Annotated in this window: 11 protein-coding genes; 7 read left to right on the forward strand and 4 right to left on the reverse strand. The window is 62.7% G+C overall.

Translation table 11 applies throughout. The annotated features are described in order from the left end of the window. Positions 1–93: 93 nt before the first annotated feature. Positions 94–12981 carry a non-ribosomal peptide synthetase gene (locus tag AC07V4_RS08650; protein WP_492635937.1) on the reverse strand — a complete coding sequence of 4296 codons (12888 nt, stop codon included), beginning with the start codon at positions 12979–12981 and terminating at the stop codon, positions 94–96. A 51-nt stretch (positions 12982–13032) separates the two neighbouring features. Then, entirely contained in the window at positions 13033–13785 is a 753-nt protein-coding gene (locus tag AC07V4_RS08655) for a thioesterase II family protein (RefSeq protein WP_492635936.1), read from the reverse strand. 302 nt (positions 13786–14087) lie between these two features. On the opposite strand from AC07V4_RS08655, the gene AC07V4_RS08660 reads away from it, so the two are divergent. Continuing rightward, entirely contained in the window at positions 14088–14639 is a 552-nt protein-coding gene (locus tag AC07V4_RS08660; RefSeq protein WP_005789991.1) for an RNA polymerase factor sigma-70, read from the forward strand. Here AC07V4_RS08660 and AC07V4_RS08665 read toward each other — a convergent pair. Together AC07V4_RS08665 and AC07V4_RS08670 are read right to left on the reverse strand one after the other, a co-directional pair. Further along, positions 14636–15430 (reverse strand): substrate-binding periplasmic protein, encoded by a 795-nt coding sequence (locus AC07V4_RS08665; protein ID WP_492635935.1) that lies wholly within the window; start codon positions 15428–15430, stop codon positions 14636–14638. The genes AC07V4_RS08660 and AC07V4_RS08665 overlap by 4 nt on opposite strands. Before the next feature lie 92 nt (positions 15431–15522). Next, positions 15523–16146: a TetR/AcrR family transcriptional regulator gene (locus AC07V4_RS08670; protein ID WP_492635934.1), complete on the reverse strand. Its 624-nt coding sequence runs from the start codon at positions 16144–16146 to the stop codon at positions 15523–15525. A gap of 153 nt (positions 16147–16299) precedes the next feature. Here AC07V4_RS08670 and AC07V4_RS08675 point away from each other — a divergent pair, with 153 nt between their 5' ends. The 6 genes from AC07V4_RS08675 (at position 16300) to AC07V4_RS08700 (ending at position 24961) form a co-directional block, all read left to right on the forward strand. Next, complete coding sequence (locus tag AC07V4_RS08675; RefSeq protein ID WP_492635933.1) at positions 16300–18078, forward strand: acyclic terpene utilization AtuA family protein; 1779 nt, start codon at positions 16300–16302, stop codon at positions 18076–18078. A gap of 12 nt (positions 18079–18090) precedes the next feature. After that, on the forward strand, positions 18091–18963 hold the full coding sequence (locus AC07V4_RS08680) for an SDR family oxidoreductase (protein WP_431751335.1): 873 nt from the start codon (positions 18091–18093) through the stop codon (positions 18961–18963). Positions 18964–18966: 3 nt separating this feature from the next. After that, positions 18967–20583 carry an acyl-CoA carboxylase subunit beta gene (locus AC07V4_RS08685; protein WP_492635932.1) on the forward strand — a complete coding sequence of 539 codons (1617 nt, stop codon included), beginning with the start codon at positions 18967–18969 and terminating at the stop codon, positions 20581–20583. Positions 20584–20599: 16 nt separating this feature from the next. Further along, positions 20600–21757, forward strand: a complete 1158-nt coding sequence (gene atuD, locus AC07V4_RS08690; protein WP_492635931.1) for a citronellyl-CoA dehydrogenase — start codon at positions 20600–20602, stop codon at positions 21755–21757. After that, positions 21754–22515 (forward strand): enoyl-CoA hydratase/isomerase family protein, encoded by a 762-nt coding sequence (locus tag AC07V4_RS08695; protein ID WP_492635930.1) that lies wholly within the window; start codon positions 21754–21756, stop codon positions 22513–22515. Before atuD ends, AC07V4_RS08695 begins: the two co-directional genes overlap by 4 nt. Positions 22516–23077: 562 nt before the next feature. Then, complete coding sequence (locus AC07V4_RS08700) at positions 23078–24961, forward strand: acetyl/propionyl/methylcrotonyl-CoA carboxylase subunit alpha (RefSeq protein ID WP_492635929.1); 1884 nt, start codon at positions 23078–23080, stop codon at positions 24959–24961. The last annotated feature ends 56 nt before the right edge of the window (positions 24962–25017 follow it).

Raw genomic sequence — 25017 nt, forward strand, 5'->3', positions numbered from 1 at the left:
CTCCCTTTAGTGAGCTCTTTCGCCACTCTTGCGCCTACTGTCAGAATTGACAGTTCTGACATTACACGAGGCTTTTTCCGATCAGCGGCCGTCTCACAATCCCTCCAACTCCGCCATCAAATCACTCAACCGATCCACCTTCTCCGCGCTGATCTCATTCGCCGCCAACCCATCGATATACCCGGCCAGCTCCGCCACCGTGCTGCACTCGAACATCGCCCGCAGCGGCACATCGCGCTGCAAGGTTTTCTGCACCCGCGAGGCAATCTGCGTGGCCAGCAACGAGTGCCCGCCCAATTCGAAGAAGTTGTCCTGCACGCCGACCCGCTCAACCTTCAGCACCTCGGCCCAGATTGCGGCCAGGGTGCCTTCCAGCTCGTTGCGCGGTGCCAGGTAATCCTGGCTCTGGAGCTGGCCGATCTCGAGCGAAGGCAACGCCTTGCGGTCGAGTTTGCCGTTGGCGTTCAGCGGCAGGCGGTCGAGCCACAGCCAGTGCAGCGGCACCATGTATTCCGGCAGTTCGGCGCGCAGGCGTTGCTTGATGCGGTCCAGGCGTTCGCTTGGTTTCAGCGCTTCATCCGCCGCCACCAGGTAGCCGACCAGATGCTTGCCGTTGACGCCTTCCTGTACGCCCACCGCCGCATCACGCACTTCTGGCTGTTCATGCAGACGCGCTTCGATTTCCCCCAGTTCGATGCGGTAGCCACGAATCTTCACCTGATGGTCGATCCGCCCGACGTACTCCAACACGCCATCACTGCGCCGCCGTGCTAGGTCGCCGGTACGATAGAGGCGCTCGCCCGCTGCGCCAAACGGGTTCGGCACAAACACCGGCGCGGTGCGCAGCGGGTCGCTGACATAACCCCGCCCGACGCCCGTACCCGCCACGCACAACTCACCGACTGCGCCTTGGGGCACCAGCTCCAGTGCGCCATCCAGCAGGTACAAACGGTTGTTGTCGGTCGGTGTACCAATCGGCAGGTAAGTGCCACGGGTCGATGCGGCATCGACACGGAAGAACGCCACGTCATCGGAGCATTCCGCCGGGCCATAGGCGTTCACCAGACCTATCTCGGGGTAACGCTGCAACCACTGGTGCGCCAGCTCCGGCGGCATGGCTTCGCCCGTCGGCAGCATCCAGCGCAAGCCGTCGAGGCCGATGCGATCCTGGGCGAGCATGCCCTGGATCAGTGACGGCACGCTCTCCAGCACCGTGATGCCTTGCGCCTGGACATGCTCAAGCAGCCCTTGCGGATCATGGGCCAGCGCGTTCGGCACGATATCCACCCGCGCACCAAACAACGGCGCGGCAAGGAACTGCCACACGGAAATATCAAAGCTCTGCGAGGCGGTCTGCGCGATCACATCCGCCTCGCTTAGTTGCAGGTACGGCACCTTGCTCAACTGGTTATTGAGCATACCGCGCTGTTCCACCATCACGCCCTTGGGCAGGCCGGTGGAGCCCGAGGTGTAGATCACGTAGGCGAGGTTGTCCGGGCTGCTGTAGATACCGGGGTTTTCGCCACGTGCCGGTATTTCTTCCCACACCAGCAATTGGCAGTCGAAACCGTCCAGCAACTCGATGGCCTGCTCGCGAGATGCTTCTGTACACACCAGCAACGGCGTGCGGCTCAGGTCGATGATGCTGCTCAACCGCTGGCTCGGCAGCCCTGGGTCCAGCGGCAAGTAGCCGGCACCGGCCTTGAAGCTGCCGATGATCATGCCGAGCAGGTCGAGGTTACGCTCGGCCAGCAACGCCACGGGTTGGTCCAGGCCCACACCCGCTGCAATCAGCGCGTGACCCAGGCCGTTACTACGGCGGTTCAGCTCGTCATAGGTCCATTGCTGGTCGAGGCAACTGGCGGCAACGCGCTGCGGATGCGCAACCACTTGGGCTTCAAACAGTTCGACATAGCTGCGTTCCAGCGGGTAGTCATGCTCGCTCTGGTTACAGCCATCCAACAGGAACTCGCGCTCCTGTTCGCCAATCAGCGGCAGCTCGGCCATCTCGCCGTGGAAGCCCTGCACCAACGCCAGCAGCAGGCGCTTGAACTCGCCCAGCATGCCTTGCACGGTGGTTTCGTCGAAGTAGCGCTGGTCGTAGGACAGGTGCAAACCGAGATCATCGCCCGGGTAGCAAACGGCGGTCAGCGGGAAGTTGGTGTGGGTGCGGCCGGAATCCGAGGTGGCATTCAGGCTTTGTGCACGGTCCAGCACCGAGACTTCCACCGGGGCGTTTTCGAACACGAACAGGCTGTCGAACAGCGGCTGGCCCTTGGGCAGTTCGCTGTGCTCCTGGATCGTCACCAGCGGCAGGTATTCGTACTCGCGCAGTTGCATGTTGCTGTCGAGCAAACCGCTCAACCACTGGCGCACACTGCACGGTTGATCGTCCTCGGGCAGTTTCACCCGCAGCGCGATGCTGTTGATGAACAGGCCGACAGTGCGCTGCATCTCGGGCATTTCCACCGGGCGACCCGCCACGGTGACGCCGAACAGCACGTCGCGGTCGCCGCTCAAGCGACGCAGTACCAAAGCCCACGCCGCCTGGGCGAAGGTGTTGACGGTCAGTTGGTGAGCCTGGGCCAGTTCACGCAATTGCGCACCGTCACGGGCATCAAGACGGGTGTAGCAGTCGCCCACCACCATGCCGCCGCTGTGGCCCGCGTGTTCACGCAAGAACGGGCGGTCGCTCGGGATCGGCGTGGTGCGTTCGAAGCCTTGCAGGTTCTGCTGCCACCACTGGCGCGCCTCATTCAGGTTCTGGCGTTGCAGCCAGGCGATGTAGTCGCGATAGCGTGGCGGCGTGGCCAGTTGCGCGTCGCGACCTTCGCCCAGGGCCATATAGATCTCGAAGAAGTCATTCATCAGCAACGAACGGCACCAGGCATCAATCAGGATGTGGTGGTTGCTCATCATGAACCAATAACGCGCTTCACCGACGCGGATCAGGCGCAAGTGGAACGGTGCCCGGTTGAGCAGATCGAAACCGGCTTCACGTTCGGCCTTGAGCAAAGCTTGCAGACGCGGTTCCTGTTGCTCCTCAGGGTCGTTGCTCCAGTCCAGGTACTCAATGGGCGTGCTGCCCGGCTTGTGGATCACTTGCAGCATGTCTTCGCCGACGTTCCAGCAGAACGACGCACGCAGGGCTTCGTGACGGGCGATCACCGCTTGCCAGGCCTGGGCGAAACGCTGCGGGTCCAGGGCGCTGTTAATGCGATAGCGGTCCTGCATGTAGTAGAGGCCGGTGCCCGGCTCCAACAGTGTGTGCAGTAGCAGGCCTTCCTGCATGGGGGTCAGCGGGTAGACGTCTTCGATGGCATTGGCCGGAACCGGCAAGACATCCAGTTGTGCCTGGGTCAGCTGCGCCAAGGGGAAGTCGGACGGCGTGAGGCCACCGGCATCGTCCTGGAGGCAGTGCGCGATCAGGCTTTGCAATTCAGCCAGGTAACCGTCGGCCAATGCGCGGATAGTCTGCGAGTCGTGGCGTTCGCGACTGAACGTCCAGCGCAAGACCAATTCCCCGCCATACACCTGGCTGTCCACGCTCAGCTCATTGGGCAGCGGCGCATCCGGGTCATGGGCAACGCCTGCCGACTCGTCCAGCGGATGGAACAGCGCGTCGGCACCAAAGCTCTGGTCGAACTGGCCGAGGTAGTTGAAGGTGATCGCAGCGCTCGGCAGCGTGGCCATAGACTGCTGGCACAGGTCGTCCGCCAGATAACGCAGCACGCCGTAGCCCAAGCCTTTGTGCGGTACGCCACGCAGTTGCTCCTTGATCGCCTTGATCGACGCGCCCTGCTCCTCGAGCGGGGTGAGGCGCAGCGGATAGGCACTGGTGAACCAGCCCACACTACGGGTCAGGTCGATCTCATCGAACAGCGTTTCGCGCCCATGGCCTTCCAGCTGGATCAATGCCGAACCGTGACCACTCCAGCGGCACAACACACGCGCCAGGGCTGTCAGCAGCAAGTCATTGACCTGTGTGCGGTAGGCACTCGGTGCCTGTTGCAACAGCTGGCGGGTAGACTCGGCATCCAGCCGCACGCTGACGGTATCGGCATCGCGGTTGCGCAATGAACCGTGCGGGCGATCCACCGGCAACGCCACTGCCGGGCCTGCCAGTTGCATCTGCCAGACACCCAACTCTTCACGCAGGGACTCGCTGCCGGCATACGCCTGCAAGCGTGCTGCCCAGTCCCGTAGCGCACTGGTCTTGGCCGGCAGGCTGACGGACTGGCCCTCGCTCAGTTGGCGGTAGACCGTTTGCAGATCCTCCAGCAACACCCGCCACGACACGCCGTCGACCACCAAGTGATGGATGGCAATCAGCAGACGCTGCTGGCCTTGCGGGCCATCCACCAGCAAGGCACGCAGCAGCGGACCACGAGCCAGGTCGAGGCTGCGCTGGGTGTCGGTGAACAGCGCCGTGCACTGGTCCATATCGCGCACTTGCGCCTGCATCAGCACGCCGCCTTCGGGCACCGCCAAGTGCTCGGCGTGCCATTGGGCATCACGCGGGGTGAAGCTCAAGCGCAGGGCATCATGGTGTTCCAGCACCGCCAGCAGCGCTTGCTCCAGGCGATGCGGGTCGAGCAGTTGCAGCGGCTTGAGCACCAGCGCCTGGTTCCAGTGCTGACGGTTCGGGATCTCGGTATCGAAGAACCAGTGCTGGATCGGCGTCAGGCCTGAGCTGCCCGTCAACACGCCCTGCTCCGCGATGACCTGCTCCGAGCGGGTGGCGACGGCGGCCAGGGTTTGTACGGTCTGGTGCTGGAACAGGTCGCGAGGACTGAAATGGATCCCCGCCTGCCGAGCGCGGCTGACCACCTGGATCGACAAGATCGAATCGCCGCCCAGCTCGAAGAAGTTGTCGTCCAAACCGACCTGCTGCACGTTCAACACTGCGCACCAGATCGCAACCAGGGTGTGCTCCAGTTCATTGCGGGGCGCCACATACTGTTGGCGGTTGGCCTCTGGGTCCGGTTGCGGCAAGGCGCGGCGGTCGAGCTTGCCGTTGGCGGTCAGCGGCATGCTGTCCAGTACGATCAGGTGCGCGGGCACCATGTAGTCCGGCAGTTGCGCCTTGAGGTGAGCCTTGAGCGCGTCACGCAGTGCGCCGTGCTCGGCGTCGCTGACCAGATAAGCCACCAACTGCTTGCCGCTCGGCGAGTCCAGCGCCAGCACCACCGTTTCACGCACGGCCTCGTGCTCCAGCAAACGGGTTTCGATCTCGCCCAGTTCGATACGGAAGCCGCGGATTTTCACCTGATGGTCGATACGCCCCAGGTACTCCACAAGACCATCGGCGCGCTGGCGCACCAGGTCGCCGGTGCGATACAGGCGGCCACCGTTGCGGGCAAACGGATCGGCAACAAAGCGCTCCGCCGTCATGCCCGGGCGTTGGTGATAACCCTGGGCCAGGCCGGCACCGCCAACGTACAACTCGCCCGTCGCCCCCTGGGGCACCAGCGCCAGGTCGGCGTCGAGAATGTACGCCACCCGGTCACCGATAATGCTGCCGATTGGCACGCTGCCCGCGCCCTCCTCCAACTGCTCTGGCGCCAGGCTGGCCAGCGGCATCACCACGGTTTCGGTCGGGCCATAGGCGTTGAAAAACACCTGTGGCTGGAACGCCGCACGAATGCGCTGCAAGTGTTCGCCGGTCAACGCTTCGCCACCGGTGATGCACATGCGTACCGGCAAAGTCTGCTGCTGGGTCGCCAGCCATTGCGCCAACTGGCTGCCGTAGCTGGGCGTGAAGCCGAGGATATTGATGCGATGGGTGCGGATCAGTCCGCAGATTTCTTCGGCATCCCACTGGCCCTGGGCGCGCAACACCACCTGTGCACCGCTGAGCAACGGCACCAGCAAGCGCTCGGTAGCGGCATCGAAGTTGATCGAATAGAAGTGCAGCTCACAGTCATCCGGCTGCATGCCGAAGCGCTGGATCACCGCCTGGCAATGCATGGTGATTTCACCGTGCGACACCACCACGCCTTTGGGCTTGCCGGTGGAGCCGGAGGTGTAGATCAGGTACGCCTGGTGTTGCGGCAGGCTGATGAACAGCGGCTCGTTCGCCGGGTAATTGGCCAGCACCGGCAGATCGTCTTCCAGGCACCAGCACGCCACGGTTGCCGGCAATTCGCCGAGGGCTTCGAACATCGCCGCATCACTGAGTAACAGGCCGATGCCGCTGTCTTCGATCATGTAGTGCAAGCGGTCCAGCGGGTATTCCGGGTCCAGCGGCACATAGGCGCCACCGGCCTTGAGGATCGCCAGCAGGCCGATAACCATTTCCAGGGAACGTGGCAACGCCAGGCCGACGCGCACCTGCGGGCCGACGCCCCGCTCGCGCAGCATCCAGGCCAGGCGATTGGCGCGCTCGTTCAGTTCGCGGTAGCTGAGGGTAACGTCTGCAAACGTCAGCGCAGGCGCATCGTCACGGACCGCCGCTTGTTGGCTGAACAACGTGTGAATGCACTGATCGAGACGGTGCTCACCGACCTCGATGCCCAGGCTGTCCTGCAACACACTTTGCTCAACCGCCGTCAGCAAAGGCAGTTCGCTGAGGCGCTGTTGCGGATCGGCGATCAAGGCTTCCAGCAGGTTGCGCCAATGCTCGGCCATGCGTGCAATGCGCGGCTCATCGAACAGGTCAGTGCTGTAGGTCAGGCAGCAACCCAGGCGGTGGTCGAGGTCAGTGACCTCCAGGTTCAAGTCGAACTTGGTGGCGCGAGCATCGTTGGCCAGGTACTCGACCGTCATGCCGGCCAGTTGGCGGCTCTGTTGGAATTCCCAGCGCTGCACGTTGCACATCACCTGGAACAACGGGTTGTAGGCCGCGCTGCGGGTGGGTTGCAGGGCTTCCACCAGATGGTCGAATGGCAGGTCCTGATGGGACTGGCCTTCAATCACGGTGTGGCGCACCTGTTCGAACAACTCGCCGACGCGCATCTGTCCATTGAGCTGGCAACGCAGCACCTGGGTGTTGAGGAACGCGCCGATCAACCCTTCGCTTTCCGGGCGGATACGGTTGGCCACCGGCGCGCCGATACGCAGGTCGGTCTGGCCGCTGTAGCGGTAGAGCAACACGGCCAAGGTGGCAGTCATGGTCATGAACAGCGTAAGGCCTCGCTCGGCATTGAAGGCACGTACGCGGGTGGCCAAGTCGTCGCTCAGGTCGAAGCGGTACAGCTCGCCCTGGTGGCTTTGCACCGGTGGGCGTGGACGATCGCCAGGCAGTTCGAGCAAAGGATGCTCATGACCCAGTTGTGTGGTCCAGTAATCCAGTTGACGCTGGCGCTCGCCAGACTCCATCCATTGGCGCTGCCACACGCTGTAGTCCAGGTACTGCACCGGCAAGGGCGCCAGCGGTGAGTCGCGTTCATCGATAAAGGCTTCATAGAGCGCGCTGAGTTCACGGGCAAAGATGTCCATGGCCCAACCTTCGGTGACGATGTGGTGCAGCGTCAGCACCAGGTAGTGTTCCTGTTCACCGGCCTTGACCAGGCAGGCGCGCAGCAACGGCCCGGTTTCCAGATTGAAAGGCGTATGGGCTTCATGGTCGGCCAGCTGCTGCAGACGTGACTGGCAGTCCGCCGGGGTGAGCGCTGAGAAGTCTTGCCAGTCCATGCGCAGGCCGGTCTGGCGCGAGACGTTCTGATAGGCCACACCGTCGACACTCGGGAAGGTGGTGCGCAGGGTTTCGTGGCGCATGATCAGGGCTTGCAACGCCGCCTCGAAACGCCCCACATCCAGCACACCGCGCAGGCGCGCCATACCGCCGACGTTGTAGGCCGGGCTGTCCGGTTCCATCTGCCAAAGGAACCACATGCGCTGCTGGGAATAAGACAGCGGCACCGGCTGACTGCGATCAACCTTGGCGATGGCGGTTTGCTGGTTGCGTTGACCCGCCGCCTGGATCAGCTCGACTTGCTCGGCAAAAGCGCCCAGCTCGCTGGCTTCGAACAAGGTGCGCAGCGGCAGCTCGACGTCACACGCCTGACGGGTGCGCGAGATGATCTGCGTGGCCAGCAATGAATGGCCGCCGAGGGCGAAAAAGTCATCGCGCAGGCCGATACGGGGCAGGCCCAGCACCTCGCGCCAGATGGCGGCGATGTGTTGCTGTAATGGGGTTTGCGGTTCGACGTGTTCACGCACCTGCCATAGCGGTTCCGGCAGTGCACGACGGTCGACTTTGCCGCTGGGACTCAGGGGCATGGCGTCCAGGCGCATCAGCAGCGCGGGCACCATGTACTCCGGCAACTCGGCGGCCAGGGCGGTTTTCACCACTTGCTCGTGCAGACCGGCCGGCGCGGTGTAATAGCCAATCAGCTTGGCATCACGCACCAGCACCACGGCCTGGGCGACGCCGTCCAGGGCCAACAGGCGTGCCTCGATTTCTTCTGGCTCCACGCGGAAGCCGCGCAGTTTGACCTGCTGATCGAGACGGCCGAGGTATTCCAGCACACCGTCAGCGCTCCAACGGGCGCGGTCACCGGTGCGATACAGCCGCGCACCCTGGTGGTCCGCGACAAAACGCTCAGCGGTCAAGCCTGCACGCCCCAGATAACCCCGGGCCAGGCCGATACCGCCGATACACAGCTCACCCGGCACACCCAGCGGCACGGGGTTGAGATGCTCGTCCAACACGCGGCAGATCACATTGCCCAGCGGACGGCCAATCGGTGAACGCTCACCGTCTTCCGCCCGGCAGTGCCAGTGGGTGACGTTGATCGCGGTTTCGGTCGGGCCATAGCGATTATGCAGTTGCACCGCGGGCAGTTGAGCCAATACGCGGTTGCGCAGTTCGGCGGGCAACGCCTCACCACCCGAGAACAGACGACGCAGGCTGGTGCATTCGGCGGCAAGTGGCTCATCGATAAACAACTGCAACAGCGGCGGCACAAAGTGCAGCGTGGTCACGCCGTGCTCTTGCACGAGTTGCGCGATGCGGTGCGGGTCACGATGTTCGCCAGGGCTGGCCAGCACCAGCCGGCAACCGGTGATCAGCGGCCAGAAGCACTCCCACACCGACACGTCGAAACTGATCGGCGCCTTTTGCATCAGCACGTCGGTTTCATCGAGTTGATAGGTGGCCTGCATCCACTGCAAGCGCTCCGCCAACGCGCCATGGGTATTGCCCACGCCTTTGGGTTGGCCGGTAGAGCCGGAGGTGTAGATCACGTAGGCCAGGTTGTCACCGTGAAGGTGCAGGCCCGGCGCCTGGGTCGGCCAGCTGTCGAGGTGCAGGCTGTCCATGGCGATCACGCACACACCATCTGTCGCCGGAAGTTGTTCCAGCAACGCGGTCTGGGTCAACAGCAGTTGCACGCCGCTGTCCTTGAGCATGTAGGCCAGGCGCTCGGCGGGGTAATCCGGGTCCAGAGGCACATAGGCACCACCGGCCTTGATGATCGCGAGCAGGCCGATCAGCAGTTGCGGCGAACGCTCGGCGGCGATGGCCACGCACACGTCCGGGCCGACGCCTTTGTCACGCAGGTAATGGGCCAGGCGGTTGGCCTGGGTGTGCAGTTGGGCGAAGGTCAGGCTGCCGTCCTGCCAGACCAGCGCGGTGTTGTCCGACGTCTGCTGGTTAAGCAGTTCAGGCAGCCATTGCTGGGCCGGCGCGCAGGGGGCTTCGCTCCACGGCTGCTGCTCGTCTTGCGGCATCAGCTTGAGCTCGCCGATGGCTTGCTGCGGTTGTTCGCACACGGCGTGCAGCAGGTTGATGAAGTGTTCGGCCAGACGCTCTATGCTGCGGCTTTCGAACAACTCATCGGCGTAGTCGAACGACAGGCTCAGGCGCCCGTTGCGGTCTTCTTCACTGTGCAGTTGCAGGTCGAACTTGGCTTCGCGGCTGTGCCACGGCAGCTCATCGGCGAGCATGCCTGGCAAGCGGCGCAACGCGCTCAAGTCACGCTGCTGGTGGTTGAACATGACCTGGAACAAACCCTGCTCGCGGGCTTGGGGGAAGGCTTCGAGCAGTTGCTCGAAAGGCAGATCCTGATGAGCCTGGGCGCCGAGCGCCGCTTGACGGGTGGCAACCAGCAACTCACTGAACGGCAGGCGCCCATCCAGCTCGGCACGCATGACCTGCGTGTTGATGAAGAACCCGACCAAGCCCTGGGTTTCCTGGCGTGGGCGGTTGGCATTCGGCACGCCGATGCGGATATCACGCTGGCCGCTGTAGCGATAAAGCAGGCTCTGGAACGCCGCCAGCAACAGCATGAATGACGTCGATTCATGGGCCTGGGCGGCCTGGCGAATCGCTTCGCTGAGGTTCGCACTCAGGCGCACGTCGTGGCGCGAGGCGCTGTGCCGCCGCTGCGCAGAACGTGGGTGGTCGGTAGCCAGGCTCAGGGCTGGATGCTCCTCGCCCAATTGCGCTGTCCAATACGCCAGTTGCCGCTGGCCCTCGCCCTCGGCCAGCCATTGGCGCTGCCAGCTGCCATAGTCGGCGTATTGCAACGCCAGCGGTGGTAACGCCAGGCTCTGGCCCTGAGTCGCGGCGGCGTAGAAGCGCGAGAATTCATCGATCAGGATGTTCAACGACCAGCCGTCGGCGATGATGTGGTGCAGGGTCACCAGCAGTTGGTGGTCTTCATCATCCAGGCGTACCAGGGTCACCCATAGCAGCGGGCCTTTTTCCAGGTCGAACTGGGTGCGCGCTTCGTCTTCGCGGATCTGTTGGGCGCGGGCTTCACGCTCGGCCAGCGGCAGGTCGCTGAGGTCGATGATTTGCAGGTCGAAATCGGCGGTTTGATCGACACGCTGGAACGCTTGGCCGTCGCGCTCGTAAAAGCGTGTACGCAGGGCTTCGTGGCGCTGGATCAGTTGCTGGAAGCTGGTACGAACGGTGTCTTCGTCCAGCTCGCCCCGCAAACGCAAGGCACCGGGTATGGTGTAGGCGCTGCTGTGCGGGTCCAGTTGCCAAGTGATCCACAGGCGATTCTGTGCCAGGGATTGGGGCAACTCGTCCTGGCGCGACAGCGCATGAATCACGCCCTGGGCAACGCCGCCGTCCTGTTGCAAGTGCGCGACTTGGGCGGTAAACGCAGCCAGCGTCGGCGCTTCGAACAGCATGCGCAGGTTCAACTCCAGGCCCAGGGCTTCACGCAAGCGCGCGACCACCTGTGTGGCGGTGATAGAGTTGCCGCCGAGCAGGAAGAAGTGGTCATCGGCAGCGACCGAGGCCACCTGCAATTGTTCGCACCATATCCCCGCGATCTGGCTTTGCAGCTCCGACTCCAGCACCGCATCACCGGCCTTCATTGGCAGACCAGGGAACTGCGCATAACAGTCGAGGCTGCCATCGGCATGGCGCAGGGCACACGCTGCACGCTGCACCTTGCCGCTGGACGTCTTCGGCAAGCCACCGGGATTGAGCAGCACCACCACGCTCGGGGCTTCTTGACAGGCCTCGGCCACGGCTTGGCGGATGGCTTTGATCAGCGCCTCGGGCGGCAGGATTTTCTGCACACTGCGGCTGATTTCGGCGGCAATACCGATGCCTTCCACGCCCTGGTCTTGCACCGCAAACGCGGCGACCCGGCCCTTGCGCACCACTTCCACTTCGCGCTCGATGGTCTGTTCGATGTCCTGGGGATACAGGTTGTGGCCGCGTACGATCAACAGGTCCTTGAGACGACCGGTGATGTACACCTCGCCGTCACGGATAAAGCCCAAGTCGCCGGTGCGCAGCCAGGTACGGTCGGCATGCTGCACAAAGGTCTTGGCGGTGGCTTCGGGGTTGCGCCAGTAACCGTGGGCAATGCTCGGACCGGCGGCCCAGAGTTCGCCGACGTTGTTGTCGGGCAGTTCAGCAAGGGTGCTCGGGTCGACGATCAGCACCGCATGTTCCGGCTGGCCGGTGCCGCAACTCATGATCGCGCTGCCCTGCCCCGGCTCGGCGCGATTGGCGGCCAGGGCTTGGTCGTCCATGCGCATGGATGGGATGCCGTGGCCACGGGTCCCTCCGGCGACAAACAGGGTCGCTTCGGCCAGGCCGTAAGAAGCGAAGAAATTGTCCGGGGTGAAGCCGCAGGTGGCGAACTTCTCGGCGAAGCGCTCCAGGGTGTCGAGACGGATCGGCTCGGAGCCCGAATACGCCACGCGCCATTTGCTCAAATCCAGGCGCTCCAGGGCCGAGTCACTGACCCGTTCGCTGCACAGGCGATAGGCAAAGTCCGGCCCACCGCTGATGGTGCCGCCGTATTCGCTGATCGCTTCCAGCCAGCGCAACGGCCGCCCGAGGAAGTACGCGGGCGCCATCAACACGCACGGCACGCCGCTGAAAATCGGCTGCAGCAACCCACCGATCAGGCCCATGTCGTGGTACAGCGGCAGCCAGCTGACAATCACGTCATCCGGGTTCAGGTCGATACCAAACCCGCGACGGATCAACACTTCGTTGGCGACGAGGTTGCCATGGCTGACTTGCACGCCTTTGGGCAACGCGGTGGAGCCGGAGGTGTATTGCAGGAACGCGATGTCGTCAGCGTGCAGCTCGGGTTCGATCCAGGCGCCAGCGCTAGCGCAATCCAGGTGGTCGACACTCAACACCGTCGGCGCATTCTCGATTTGCGCCAAACCATCGGCGAGGCTGGCGATGCTCAGCATCAGGCGCGGCTCGGCATCCTGGATGATCGACAGCAAGCGCTCCTGGTGATGCCGGCGCGTGGACTCCGGTGGATAGGCCGGCACTGCGATCACCCCGGCGTACAAGCAACCAAAGAACGCCGCGACGTAATCCGGGCCGCTGGGGAACAACAGCACCGCACGGTCACCCAGCGCCGCGTTGGCTTGCAAGGCGGCGGCGATGGTGCGGGCACGTTGGTCCAGGTCACGGTAACTGAGCACAACGCTGTGCTCGGCGGACTCGGCGAGGAAGCGCAGGGCAACCTGGTCCGGGGTCTGCGCGGCGCGACGTTGAAGGGACTGGACCAGGGTGCGGGGAAGTTCGAAGGCGTCCATCATGGGGTTCCTGCCTGAAATCGGCTTACGGGAAAATCGAGAATTAGAGGGCGTTCAGCTGGCGGCCAGTTGTCGCGCCACGCCCGTTCGCCAACGGGCCAGGTGCTCTTCGGCATAGCGACGCAGGCAGCGCAGCACAGCGCTTTCGTGCTGCACGAGAAAGAAGTGGTGACCGTCGAACATGTCTAGGGAGAAGCCGCTGGCGGCGTCGAGTTGCCAGTCCAGCAACTGGTCGGCGCGCACGCTGTCTTGCTTGCCACCGAACACATGGATGGGCATGCCCAGCGGCTTGCGCTCGCCATAACTGAAGCTGCCGCACAGCAAAAAATCGGCGCGCAGGATTGGCAGCATCAACTGCATCAGCTCAGGGTTGGCCAGGGCTTCTTCGGCGGTGCCGCGCAATTCGCGCAGGCGGGCGATCAACTGCTCATCGGTCTTTTCAATGGCGTATTCGCTGACATCACGGCGGGCCGGGCCAGCGGTACCGGAAGCGAACAGCGCCAGCGGTGCGGGCACGCCACGCAAGCTGAGCGCATGGGCCAACTCAAAGGCCAGCAGGCCACCGAGACTGTGGCCGAACAGCGCGTAGGGGCCGTCCAAGTTGCGACTGATTTCATCAGCGAGCTGCGCCGCCAATGCCTTGATGTCGCGCTGCAATGGCTCGTCCATGCGCATGCCGCGTCCAGGCAACTCCAGCGGACACACCTGCAGCCAGTCCGGCAAGGCGCGGCGCCAGCGTGCATAAACCGAGGCGCTGGCGCCCGAATGGGGCAGGCAGAACAGACGCAGTCGGGTGGGCGTACTCATGGCTTGAGCACTCCCCACTGAAACACGCTGCTTGCTCGTTGGAAACCCATTTCGCCCTCCTGCGGGTGCTGATCCTTGGCCGTTTTGCTAACAGACCTGTCACCCATGAGAACGGACGGAGCCGGCAAATAATTAGTCGTCGAGACGGAGCGAGACGTGCTTCACACCTTTCAAGAAGGCATAAGATTAGTTCGCCTTCTCATTTGACAATCATTATCATTAAGCATAATTTGTTGCCCGATGTGTAGGAGGCCTCAGCACGGACGCCCTCCCCTAACCTCTTTTGCGACAAGGTGATTTCCATGACGGAACAAGTATCCACAGGCAGGTGCGACTCACCGCTTCTCCAGGCGTTCGTCGACAATCGACTGATCCTGGTGAAGATTGCGGCACGCATTACCGGGTGTCGTTCCCGTGCTGAAGACGTCGTGCAAGACGCCTACTTTCGCCTGCAATCGGCGCCCACGATCACGTCGTCGTTCAAGGCCCAACTGAGCTATCTGTTCCAGATCGTGCGTAACCTGGCGATCGATCACTACCGCAAGCAGGCGCTGGAGCTCAAGTATTCGGGAACGGAAGAGGAAGGCTTGAATGTGGTGATCCACGGCGCATCCCCGGAAACCTCCCACATCAATTTCAACACCCTGGAAAACATCGCCGACGCCCTGACGGAATTGCCCCAGCGCACCCGCTACGCGTTCGAGATGTACCGCTTGCACGGCGTGCCGCAAAAGGACATCGCCAAGGAACTCGGTGTGTCGCCGACCCTGGTGAATTTCATGATCCGGGATGCGCTGGTGCATTGCCGCAAGGTGTCAGGCAGCCACAGCGATACGTTTGCGCGGCGGGTCTAGTTTCCGGGCACCGGCATCACATCGATGCGGTACGGCTCGAAAATCTTCAGCATCTGGCCGTTATCGCGCAAGCGCTTGAGCAACGCAGCGAACGCCTCTGCGGTGATCGGCGCTTTCGGGCGCAGCAAGGCAAAGTGGTGATACACCTGATCGATACGCTCCGACACCAGGAACTGCCCCGCCATATCCGCATTGCGCACCATGAAATCACTCAGGTACGAACGGGTAACCAGCGCGATATCGGCACGCCCGCGTGCGACCATCAGCAGGTTGCTGTCATGGGAATAGGTCAGCGTGGCATTGAAGTGCTCGGCCATGTACTTGGGGTCGGAGTTGAAGTTGGCAAACGCGTAGTGATAGCCGCTGAACACTGCCAGACGCTTATTCGCCAGGTCGGCGAAGTAATCTTGGCCGCGATCAGGCTCACGTTGGGCCACGAAGATTTCCGCATCCTCCAGGCCCATGTCGACACTGGTATGAGGGATGTTCTGCCAGCCCCAGTCGGGGTTCTCGAAGATCGCCATATCGACCCGACCCTGTTCAAAGTCCCTGAAACGACGTGGAATCGAGGTAGGCACCAGCACAAACTGGTAGTCACTCTGCAACGCGTTCAGGGCCTCCGCCAATTGTGGCAGCAGGCCGGTATCGGCGCCTTGTTCGGGACGCACGGTGTAGGGTGGAAAGTGCGCGGCGCCAACCCTTACCAATTGCGCAGCAAAAACCGGCATCCACCCCGCGGTGCCCACTGCCAAAAATGTAAGTCCTGCAGCCAGCCGCCATGGCGAAAACATCGAGGCACACACCGTTCAACACTCTGATGGCAATAAGCTAGGCGTTTTTCCCAGGCGAGACAACTTTCGCCGCCAAATTAATAGCTTGCGTCTCAGTCGGCCTTCAACACCATCAACAGGGCTTCTTCGGCCAGTTGCTCAAGGGTCAGGCTGCCTTGGGCGCGGAACCAGGTGGTGGTCCAGGACAGCGCCCCCGTCAGGAAGCGTCGCGTGATAAACACATCACCCCTGATATAACCAGCAGCCTTCGCCTCCCCCAATACCTGTAGCCAGAGGTCTTCGTACACATCGCGCAGGGCGAGTACCTGAACCTGGCCTTCGGCTGACAGCGAGCGCCATTCGTACACCAACACCGCCATGGCCTCGCCACTTCCGCCCATGATCGACTGCAATTCGCAGCGGATCAGCGCCAATACACGCTCGCGCACGTTCGCCGCATCCTCGAGGGATGCACGCATCATCGCGGTGTTGTAGTGAATGGTTTCCTCCATCACTGCACGCAGGATCTCGTCCTTGCTTTTGAAGTGATGAAAGATGCTGCCGGACTGAATGCCCACGGCACTGGCCAGATCGCGCACAGTGGTGCGTTCAAAACCTTTGTTGCGAAACAGGTGAGCCGCGGTTTGCAGCAACTTGCCCCGGGCACTGTCGGGGTCGGTCAATTGGCCGCCGTCGACCATGGTGCGCATCACCCGCTGGGCTTTGTGCTCATCCATGCTGCTCTCCTTCACTTCTACTGACGTCTTGGGCGGCAATTTAGGCCGTGACCGTCACCCAAGCAAGCGCTTGGGCAAAACTTGTGTCAGGAGTTTACAAACCAAGCGCTTGCTTGGTAGTCTCGACACCAGCCATTCGAGGAAGGATTTCTCATGAGCAAGACAGTTCGTATCGGCTGCGCCAGCGCGTTCTGGGGTGACACGTGCACGGCTGCCGCCCAACTGGTGCATGGCGGCGAGCTGGACTACCTGGTGTTCGACTACTTGGCGGAAGTCACGATGTCGATCCTCGCCGGGGCGCGGTTGAAAGATCCCCAGGCAGGCTTTGCCACGGACTTCGTCGAGGTACTCACGCCTCTGCTGGCCGATATCCAGCACCAGGGCATCCGCGTAATCAGCAATGCCGGCGGCATCCATCCGCAAGCCTGCGCCGCTGCACTGCAAGCGGCCTGCGACAAAGCGCAACTCCCGCTGAAAATCGCCGTGCTGCTGGGCGACGACTTGCAACCCCAGCTCAAACACCTGCACGGCATCACCGATATGTTCAACGGTGCGCCACTGCCGCCGGCCTGTGTATCCGCCAACGCGTATCTCGGCGCTCCGGGCATCACCCAGGCGCTTGATCTCGGCGCCGATATCGTCATCACCGGCCGGGTAGTCGACAGCGCCGTGGTCAGTGCCGCGTTGGTGCATGAGTTCGGCTGGTCATGGCAGGACTACGACCGCCTGGCCCACGCTGCGCTGGCCGGGCACATCATCGAATGCGGTGCCCAATGCACCGGCGGCAACTTCACCGATTGGCGCAACGTGCCGGACTACGAGCACATCGGTTTCCCCATCGTCGAAGTCAGCGCCGACGGCCAGTTCACCGTGAGTAAAGTCGACGGCACGGGCGGGTTGATCAGCGAACTCAGTGTGGCCGAGCAGCTGCTGTATGAAATCGGCGATCCACGCGCCTACCTGTTGCCCGATGTGATCTGTGATTTCAGCCAGGTGCGCCTGCAGCAACAAGGTAAAAACTGCGTGCGCCTGCACGGTGCCAAAGGCTTGCCACCCACCCCGCAGTACAAAGTCAGCGCCACTTACCTGGACGGCTTCCGCTGCACCGCCAGTTGCCTGATCGCCGGAATCGATGCGGTGGCCAAGGCCGAGCGCATCAGCCAGGCAATCATCAACAAGACATCGGAGCTGTTCAGCCAGCACGGTTGGGTGCCCTACACCGAAGTGAATATCGAACTGCTCGGCAGCGAAGCCACCTACGGCGCCCATGCCCAACGTCATGACTGCCGCGAAGTGGTAGTGAAACTCGCCGTACGGCACCCGAACAAGCAGGCATTGACACTGTTCGCCCGTGAAATTGCCCAGGCGGCGACAGGCATGGCGCCGGGCTTGACCGGCATCGTCGGCGGGCGACCGTCGGTGTATCCGCTGATCCGGCTGTTTTCGTTCCTGATCGACAAATCGGCGTGTGCGCCGGTGATCGACCTCGACGGCGTCCGCCACGCCGTTGCGCTGCCCGCCACCGTGCCCGTGCTCACGCCGGCCGCGTCCATCGAACCACCCCAGCCTCAGTGCCGCGCAGACGCCAGCGTACCGCTGATCAAACTCGCCGTGGCGCGCTCCGGCGACAAGGGCAACCACAGCAATATCGGCGTGATCGCCCGTGCCCCCGAGTACTTGCCGTGGATCGCCGAAACACTGACCCCGGAGGTGATCGTCGACTGGATGAGCCATGTGCTCGATCCGCTCCACGGTCGTGTAAAGCGCTGGTATTTGCCGGGTAGCCACAGCCTTAACTTCCTGCTGGAAAACGCCCTGGGCGGCGGCGGCATCGCCAGCCTGCGCATTGACCCCCAAGGCAAAGCGTTCGCCCAGCAACTGCTGGAAATCCCCATCGCCGTGCCGCAACACATCGCTGACCTACTCACTTAAAGGACCGTCGCCGTGGCCTTCGACTCGATCTTCAAAGCCGACCTGTTCCAGGGGCAAACCGTGATTGTCACCGGAGGCGGCAGCGGCATCGGCCGTTGCACCGCCCATGAACTGGCGGCGCTGGGGGCCCAGGTGATTTTGGTGGGACGCAAGCCGGAAAAATTGCAGAAGGTCGCGGCGGAAATTGCCGAAGACGGGGGCCTTTCTCATTGGCTTGCCTGCGATATCCGCGACGAAGAGGCCGTGAAAGCGCTGATCAGCCAAATCCTGCGTGACCATGGCCCGATCCACGGGCTGGTGAATAACGCCGGTGGCCAATACCCATCGCCACTGGCCTCGATCAATCAAAAAGGCTTTGAAACCGTACTGCGTACTAACCTGGTCGGCGGTTTCCTGATGGCGCGGGAAGTGTTCAACCAATCCATGAGCAAGCATGGCGGCGCCATCGTCAACATGCTCGCCGACATGTGGGGCGGCATGCCCGGCATGGGGCACTCGGGGGCCGCCCGCTCGGGCATGGACAACTTCACCAAGACCGCCGCCTTCGAGTGGGGCTATGCCGGGGTGCGAGTCAACGCCGTGGCGCCGGGCTGGATTGCGTCCAGCGGCATGGACACCTACGAAGGCGCGTTCAAGGCGGTGATCCCGACCCTGCGCGAACATGTACCGCTCAAGCGCATCGGTACCGAGTCGGAGGTCAGCGCAGCCATTGTGTTTTTGCTCAGCCCGGCTGCCGCCTTCATCAGCGGCAGCACCTTGCGCATCGATGGCGCCGCCAGCCTGGGCAGCCGCGCCTGGCCGCTGCACAAGGCGCAGCCACCGAGCGAGCCGTTCAATGGTTTCCATCGTGCGTATTTGCCCGACGTGCTCAAGGCGGAGCAATAAACCATGCCGGTCATCGAAACGCAGGTCGACACCCACAGCCCGCAATTCGCGCAAAACCGCGACGCCATGCTCACGAGCCTCCAGCAGCTACGCCAACTGGAGCAGAACCTGCTGAGCAAAGCGCAGGAAGCCAAGCCCAAGTTCGACAAGCGCGGCCAACTGCTGCCCCGCGAGCGCCTCAACCTGCTGCTGGACCCTGGCGCGCCGTTTCTCGAACTGGCCAGCCTGGCCGGCTACAAACTCCACGATGACAAAGACGGTAGCGCCGCCGGTGGTGGTTTGATCGCCGGCATCGGCTACGTCAGCGGTGTGCGTATGCTGGTGGTGGCGAACAACAGCGCGATCAAGGGCGGCACCATTTCCCCCACTGGCCTGAAAAAATCCCTGCGCCTGCAGCAGATCGCCATGGAGAACAAACTGCCGGTGGTGACCCTGGCCGAAAGCGGCGGCGCCAACCTCAATTATGCCGCCGAGATTTTCGTCGAAGGCGCACGCAGCTTCGCCAACCAGGCACGGATGTCAGCCATGGGCTTGCCGCAGATCACCGTGGTGCATGGTTCGGCTACGGCGGGCGGGGCGTATCAACCAGGGCTGTCGGATTACGTGGTGGTGGTACGCGGCAAAGCCAAGCTGTTCCTCGCCGGGCCGCCCCTGCTCAAGGCCGCCACCGGTGAAGTGGCCACCGACGAAGCATTGGGCGGCGCCGAGATGCACGCGCAAACCGCCGGCACCGCTGAATACCTGGCAGAAAACGATGCGGACGGCGTGCGTATCGTGCGTGACATCGTCGACCTGCTGCCATGGGACGATCGATTGCCGCCAGCCGTCCAGCGCGCTTACAAAGAGCCGCTGTACCCCATCGACGAACTGTTGGGGTTGATCCCCGATGATCCGAAAAAACCCTATGACGTGCGCGAAATCCTCGCGCGCCTCGCCGACGGTTCCAACTTCCTCGAATTCAAGGGCGAATTCGATGCCCACACCGTCTGCGGCCACCTGCACATCCAGGGGCGTGCCGTCGGCGTGATCGGCAATAACGGCCCGATCACGCCCAAGGGCGCGAGCAAGGCCGCGCAGTTTATCCAGCTGTGCGACCAGAGCCGCACGCCACTGCTATTCCTGCACAACACCACCGGTTTCATGGTCGGCACCGAATCGGAACAGCAAGGCGTGATCAAGCACGGCGCGAAAATGATCCAGGCCGTGGCCAATGCGCGGGTGCCTAAACTGACGATTGTGGTCGGCGGCTCCTACGGCGCCGGCAACTATGCGATGTGCGGCCGTGGCCTGGACCCACGGTTCATCTTCGCCTGGCCCAATAGCCGCACGGCGGTGATGGGCGGCGCACAGGCAGGCAAGGTGCTGCGCATCGTCACCGAGGCCAAGCAATTGAAAGACGGCCTGGTGCCTGATCCCAAGGTGCTGGACATGCTCGAACAGGCGACCGCGCAGAAACTCGACAGCCAATCCACTGCGCTGTATGGCAGCGCCAATCTGTGGGACGACGGGCTGATTGACCCCCGAGATACCCGCACCTTGCTGGGGTTTCTACTGGATATCTGCCATGAGGCCGAAGTGCGGCAGTTGCAGCCCAACAGCTTCGGTGTGGCGCGTTTCTAACAGGAGAACAAAAACAATGATCTTCACCCAGGAACACCAGGAACTGCGCCGCACCGTCCGCGCCTTCGTCGACCGCGAGATCAACCCTTATGTGGATGAATGGGAAAAAGCCGGGCGTTTCCCCATCCACGAGATCTTCCGCAAAGCCGGCGACCTCGGCCTGCTGGGCATTTCCAAGCCGGAACAGTTCGGCGGCATGGGCCTGGACTACAGCTACTCCATCGTCGCCGCCGAAGAGTTCGGCACCATCCGCTGCGGTGGCATCCCCATGTCCATCGGCGTGCAGACCGACATGTGCACCCCCGCCCTCGCCCGCTTCGGTTCCGATGAGCTGCGTGACGAATTCCTGCGGCCAGCCATCAGCGGCGAACAAGTGGGCTGTATCGGCGTCTCGGAAACCGGCGCCGGCTCCGACGTGGCCGGGCTGAAAACCCACGCGCGCAAGGACGGCGGCGACTACGTGATCAACGGCAGCAAAATGTGGATCACCAACTCGCCCAGCGCCGACTTTATCTGCCTGCTGGCCAACACCTCCGACGATAAACCGCACATCAACAAATCGCTGATCATGGTGCCGATGAACACGCCCGGCATCAGCGTCAGCCCGCCCCTGGAAAAACTCGGTATGCACAGCTCCGAGACCGCCCAGGTGTTCTTTGACGGTGTGCGCGTGCCGCAACGCAACCGCATCGGCCACGAGGGGGCGGGTTTCATGATGCAGATGTTGCAGTTCCAGGAAGAACGCCTGTTCGGCGCGGCCAACATGATCAAGGGTCTGGAGTACTGCATCGACAGCACCATCGACTATTGCAAAGAGCGCCAGACCTTCGGCAAGGCGCTGATCGACAACCAGGTCATCCACTTTCGCCTGGCCGAACTCGCCACCGAAATCGAATGCCTGCGCGCCTTGGTCTACCAGGCCACCGAGCAATACATCAAAGGCCAGGACGTGACCCGCCTGGCCTCCATGGCCAAACTCAAGGCCGGGCGCCTAGGCCGCGAAGTCAGCGACAGCTGCCTGCAATACTGGGGCGGCATGGGCTTTATGTGGGACAACCCGGTGGCGCGGGCCTATCGCGACGTGCGCCTGGTGTCGATCGGCGGCGGCGCCGATGAAATCATGCTGGGCATCATCTGCAAACTGATGGGCACCCTGCCCGGTAAAAAGCCATGAACACCCTGCTGCTCGAAGCCCACAACGGCGTGCTGCACATCACCCTCAACCGCCCTGCAAGTCGCAATGCGATGAGCCTGGAAATGGTCAATGAACTGCGCTCGGTACTGGCACAGTTGGACAGCCAGACGCGGGCCTTGGTGATCAGCGGTGCCGGGGGGCATTTCTGTGCGGGTGCGGATGTTAAGGACATGGTCAACGCCGGCCATCAGTTGCAGGCGTTGAACCGGGCGTTTGGCACGTTGCTGCAAGAGGTCGAGGCCGTGCCGCAAGTGGTGATCGTGGTATTGCAAGGCGCGGTGCTTGGGGGTGGGTTTGGGTTGGCGTGCGTGAGTGATGTTGCGATTGCCGATCATCAGGCTCAGTTCGGTTTGCCGGAGACCAGCCTGGGGTTGCTGCCGGCACAGATTGCGCCGTTTGTGGTCAAGCGCATTGGGCTGACCCAGGCGCGGCGGCTGGCGCTGACGGCGGCGCGGTTTGATGGCGCTGAGGCGGGGCGGTTGGGAGTGGTGCATTTTGTGGAGGTGGATTCGCAGGGGTTGGCGCAGCGGCTTGATGAGGTGTTGGGGCAGGTTTTGTGCTGTGCGCCGGGGGCGAATGGGCGGACTAAGGCGTTGTTGCTGGCCAGTGTGGAGGAGCCGCTTGAGGTGGTTCTGGATCGGGGCGCGCAGTGGTTTGCTGAGTCGGCGCTGGGGGTCGAAGGGGTTGAGGGGACGCAGGCTTTTGTGCAGAAGCGCAGGCCTGGGTGGGCTTTGTGAATTGGGGGCATATCCGTTGCTGCGGTAACGGCGGCTATTGGTTCCGCTCTTACAGCGGGTCACTTTTGGAAAAGCGCAAAAGTAACCAAAAGGCCTTCGCCCCACCACTCGGTGCCTCGCCTAGGCTCGGCATGCCCTCACTCCGGCCAGCGTGGTTAACGGGGCGCCTAAGATCAAGATCAACAGCGACTCGCTTCGCATTGTGGAGTGGTTGGGTGGGCTGTTTGCGGTGGGGGGGGTGTCAGTGACGGGTGAAGTGGCTGGTAGATCGCTATCGCAGGCAAGCCAGCTCCCACAGTTGACCGAGGTCGACAGTCAGAAATCGGTCGGCTTTAAGGCCGCCGCGCTTTGGCTTTTGATCTGGAGTCGCCCCGTTAAACGCGCTGGCCGAACGCAGGCTTTGGAGCGTGGGCACACCGAGCTTAAGCGAGGTGCCGAGTGTTGGGGCGAAGGCCTTTTGGTTACTTTTTGGCCTTTCCAAAAGTGACCCGCTGTAAGGGCGGAACCACCAGCCGCCTTTACCAAAAAAACGGATATGTACTCAACCTCAGGAAAAACAACCATGCCGCAGTTCACCAAAATCCTGATCGCCAACCGCGGGGAAATCGCCTGCCGCATCCAGCGCACCGCTCAAGCCCTGGGCTACCGCACCGTGGCCGTCTACAGCGACGCCGACGCCCAAGCCCTGCACGTCCAAATGGCCGACGAAGCCGTCAACATCGGCCCCGCGCCGGTGCAGCAGTCGTACCTGAACATCCCGGCCATCCTCGAAGCCGCCAAACTCACAGGCGCCGACGCCACCCACCCCGGCTACGGCTTCCTCTCCGAAAACCCCGACTTCGCCCGTGCCTGCCAAAGCGCGAACATCACCTTCATCGGCCCAAGCCCAAAAGCCATCGAACTGATGGGCAGCAAACGCCTGTCCAAACTCGCCATGCTCGACGCCGGCGTGCCCTGCATCGCCGGTTACCAAGGCAGCCAACAAGACAACACGACTTTGCAACAGGAAGCCAATCGCATTGGCTACCCCCTGATGATCAAGGCCAGCGCCGGTGGCGGCGGGCGCGGCATGCGCCTGGTGCACGATGCCAGCACCCTGCTGGAAAATCTCCAGACCGCACGCTCCGAAGCAAAAAACGCCTTTGGCAGCGACGAACTGATCCTCGAACAAGCCCTGATCGACCCGCGCCACGTCGAAATCCAACTGTTCGGCGACAACCACGGCAACCTCATCTATTTGGGCGAACGCGACTGCTCGATCCAGCGCCGCCACCAAAAAGTCATCGAAGAAGCCCCCTGCCCCGTGATGACACCCGAATTACGCCAGGCCATGGGCGAGGCCGCCCTCAAGGCCGGGCGCGCAGTGAATTACGTCGGCGCGGGCACCGTGGAATTCCTGCTAGACCGCGATGGCCAGTTCTACTTCCTCGAAATGAACACCCGTCTGCAAGTGGAACACCCGGTCACTGAACTGATCACCGGGTTGGACCTGGTGGACTGGCAGCTGAAAATCGCCGCCGACGAGCCCCTGCCGCTGAAACAGGCCGACGTCACCCTGACCGGTCACGCGATGGAGGTCCGCTTGTACGCCGAAGACCCGGCACAGGGCTTTTTGCCGCAAACCGGCGATGTGCTGCGCTGGGAGCCGGCCGCCGGCGTGCGGATTGACCACGGCGTACGGCAAGGTCAGCGCATCAGCCCGTTCTACGACCCGATGCTGGGCAAGATCATCGCCCATGGCGCCACCCGCGAAGAGGCTCGGCGCAAACTGCTGCGGGCGGTGGAAGATACGGTGCTGCTGGGGGTGAGTACCAATCAGCAATTTCTGGTGGACTTGCTCAAGCATCCGAACTTTATCGCGGGTGATGCCAGCACCGGTTTCATCGCTGAACACTTCAGCGACATTGCCCGCCCAACCGCGTCAACAGAACAGCTCGCCCTGGCCGCCGCGCTGTTCTATCAACACAGCGCCGAACAGCATCCCAAAGCCCTGGCGGGCTGGCGCAACAACGCAAATGTGCCTTGTACTTACCGCCTGGAAGTTAACGACAACCTCCACACTGTCACCGTCGACCCGCTGGCACTCACCTGCGACGGTCACCACGCCATCGTGGTGCTCAACGGTATCCGCCGCCGCATCGCCTACCACCTCGACGACACTCAGCTATGGCTGTCCGGCGTGAAGGTGATCAACCGCACTCAGCAACCTGCCAGCCGCCAAACCGATGCCAGCAGCGGCACGGTCAAGGCACCGATGGACGGTGCCATCGTCGACGTGCGTGTCAGCGCCGGTGACAGCGTGAGCAAAGGCCAACTGCTGCTGGTGTTGGAGGCCATGAAAATGGAACACCCGCTGACCGCCGGTATCGACGGTGTGATCAAGGGCGTGCAGGTCATGGCGGGTGATCAGGTGCGCAATCGCCAGGTGCTGTTGGAGATCGAATAAACGCAGCCCTGTGTACCCATGAAAAAACAGCGCGGAACTACAAGGTCGCGCTACGC

Source organism: Pseudomonas sp. GW821-FHT03A09 (genome assembly GCF_059421065.1).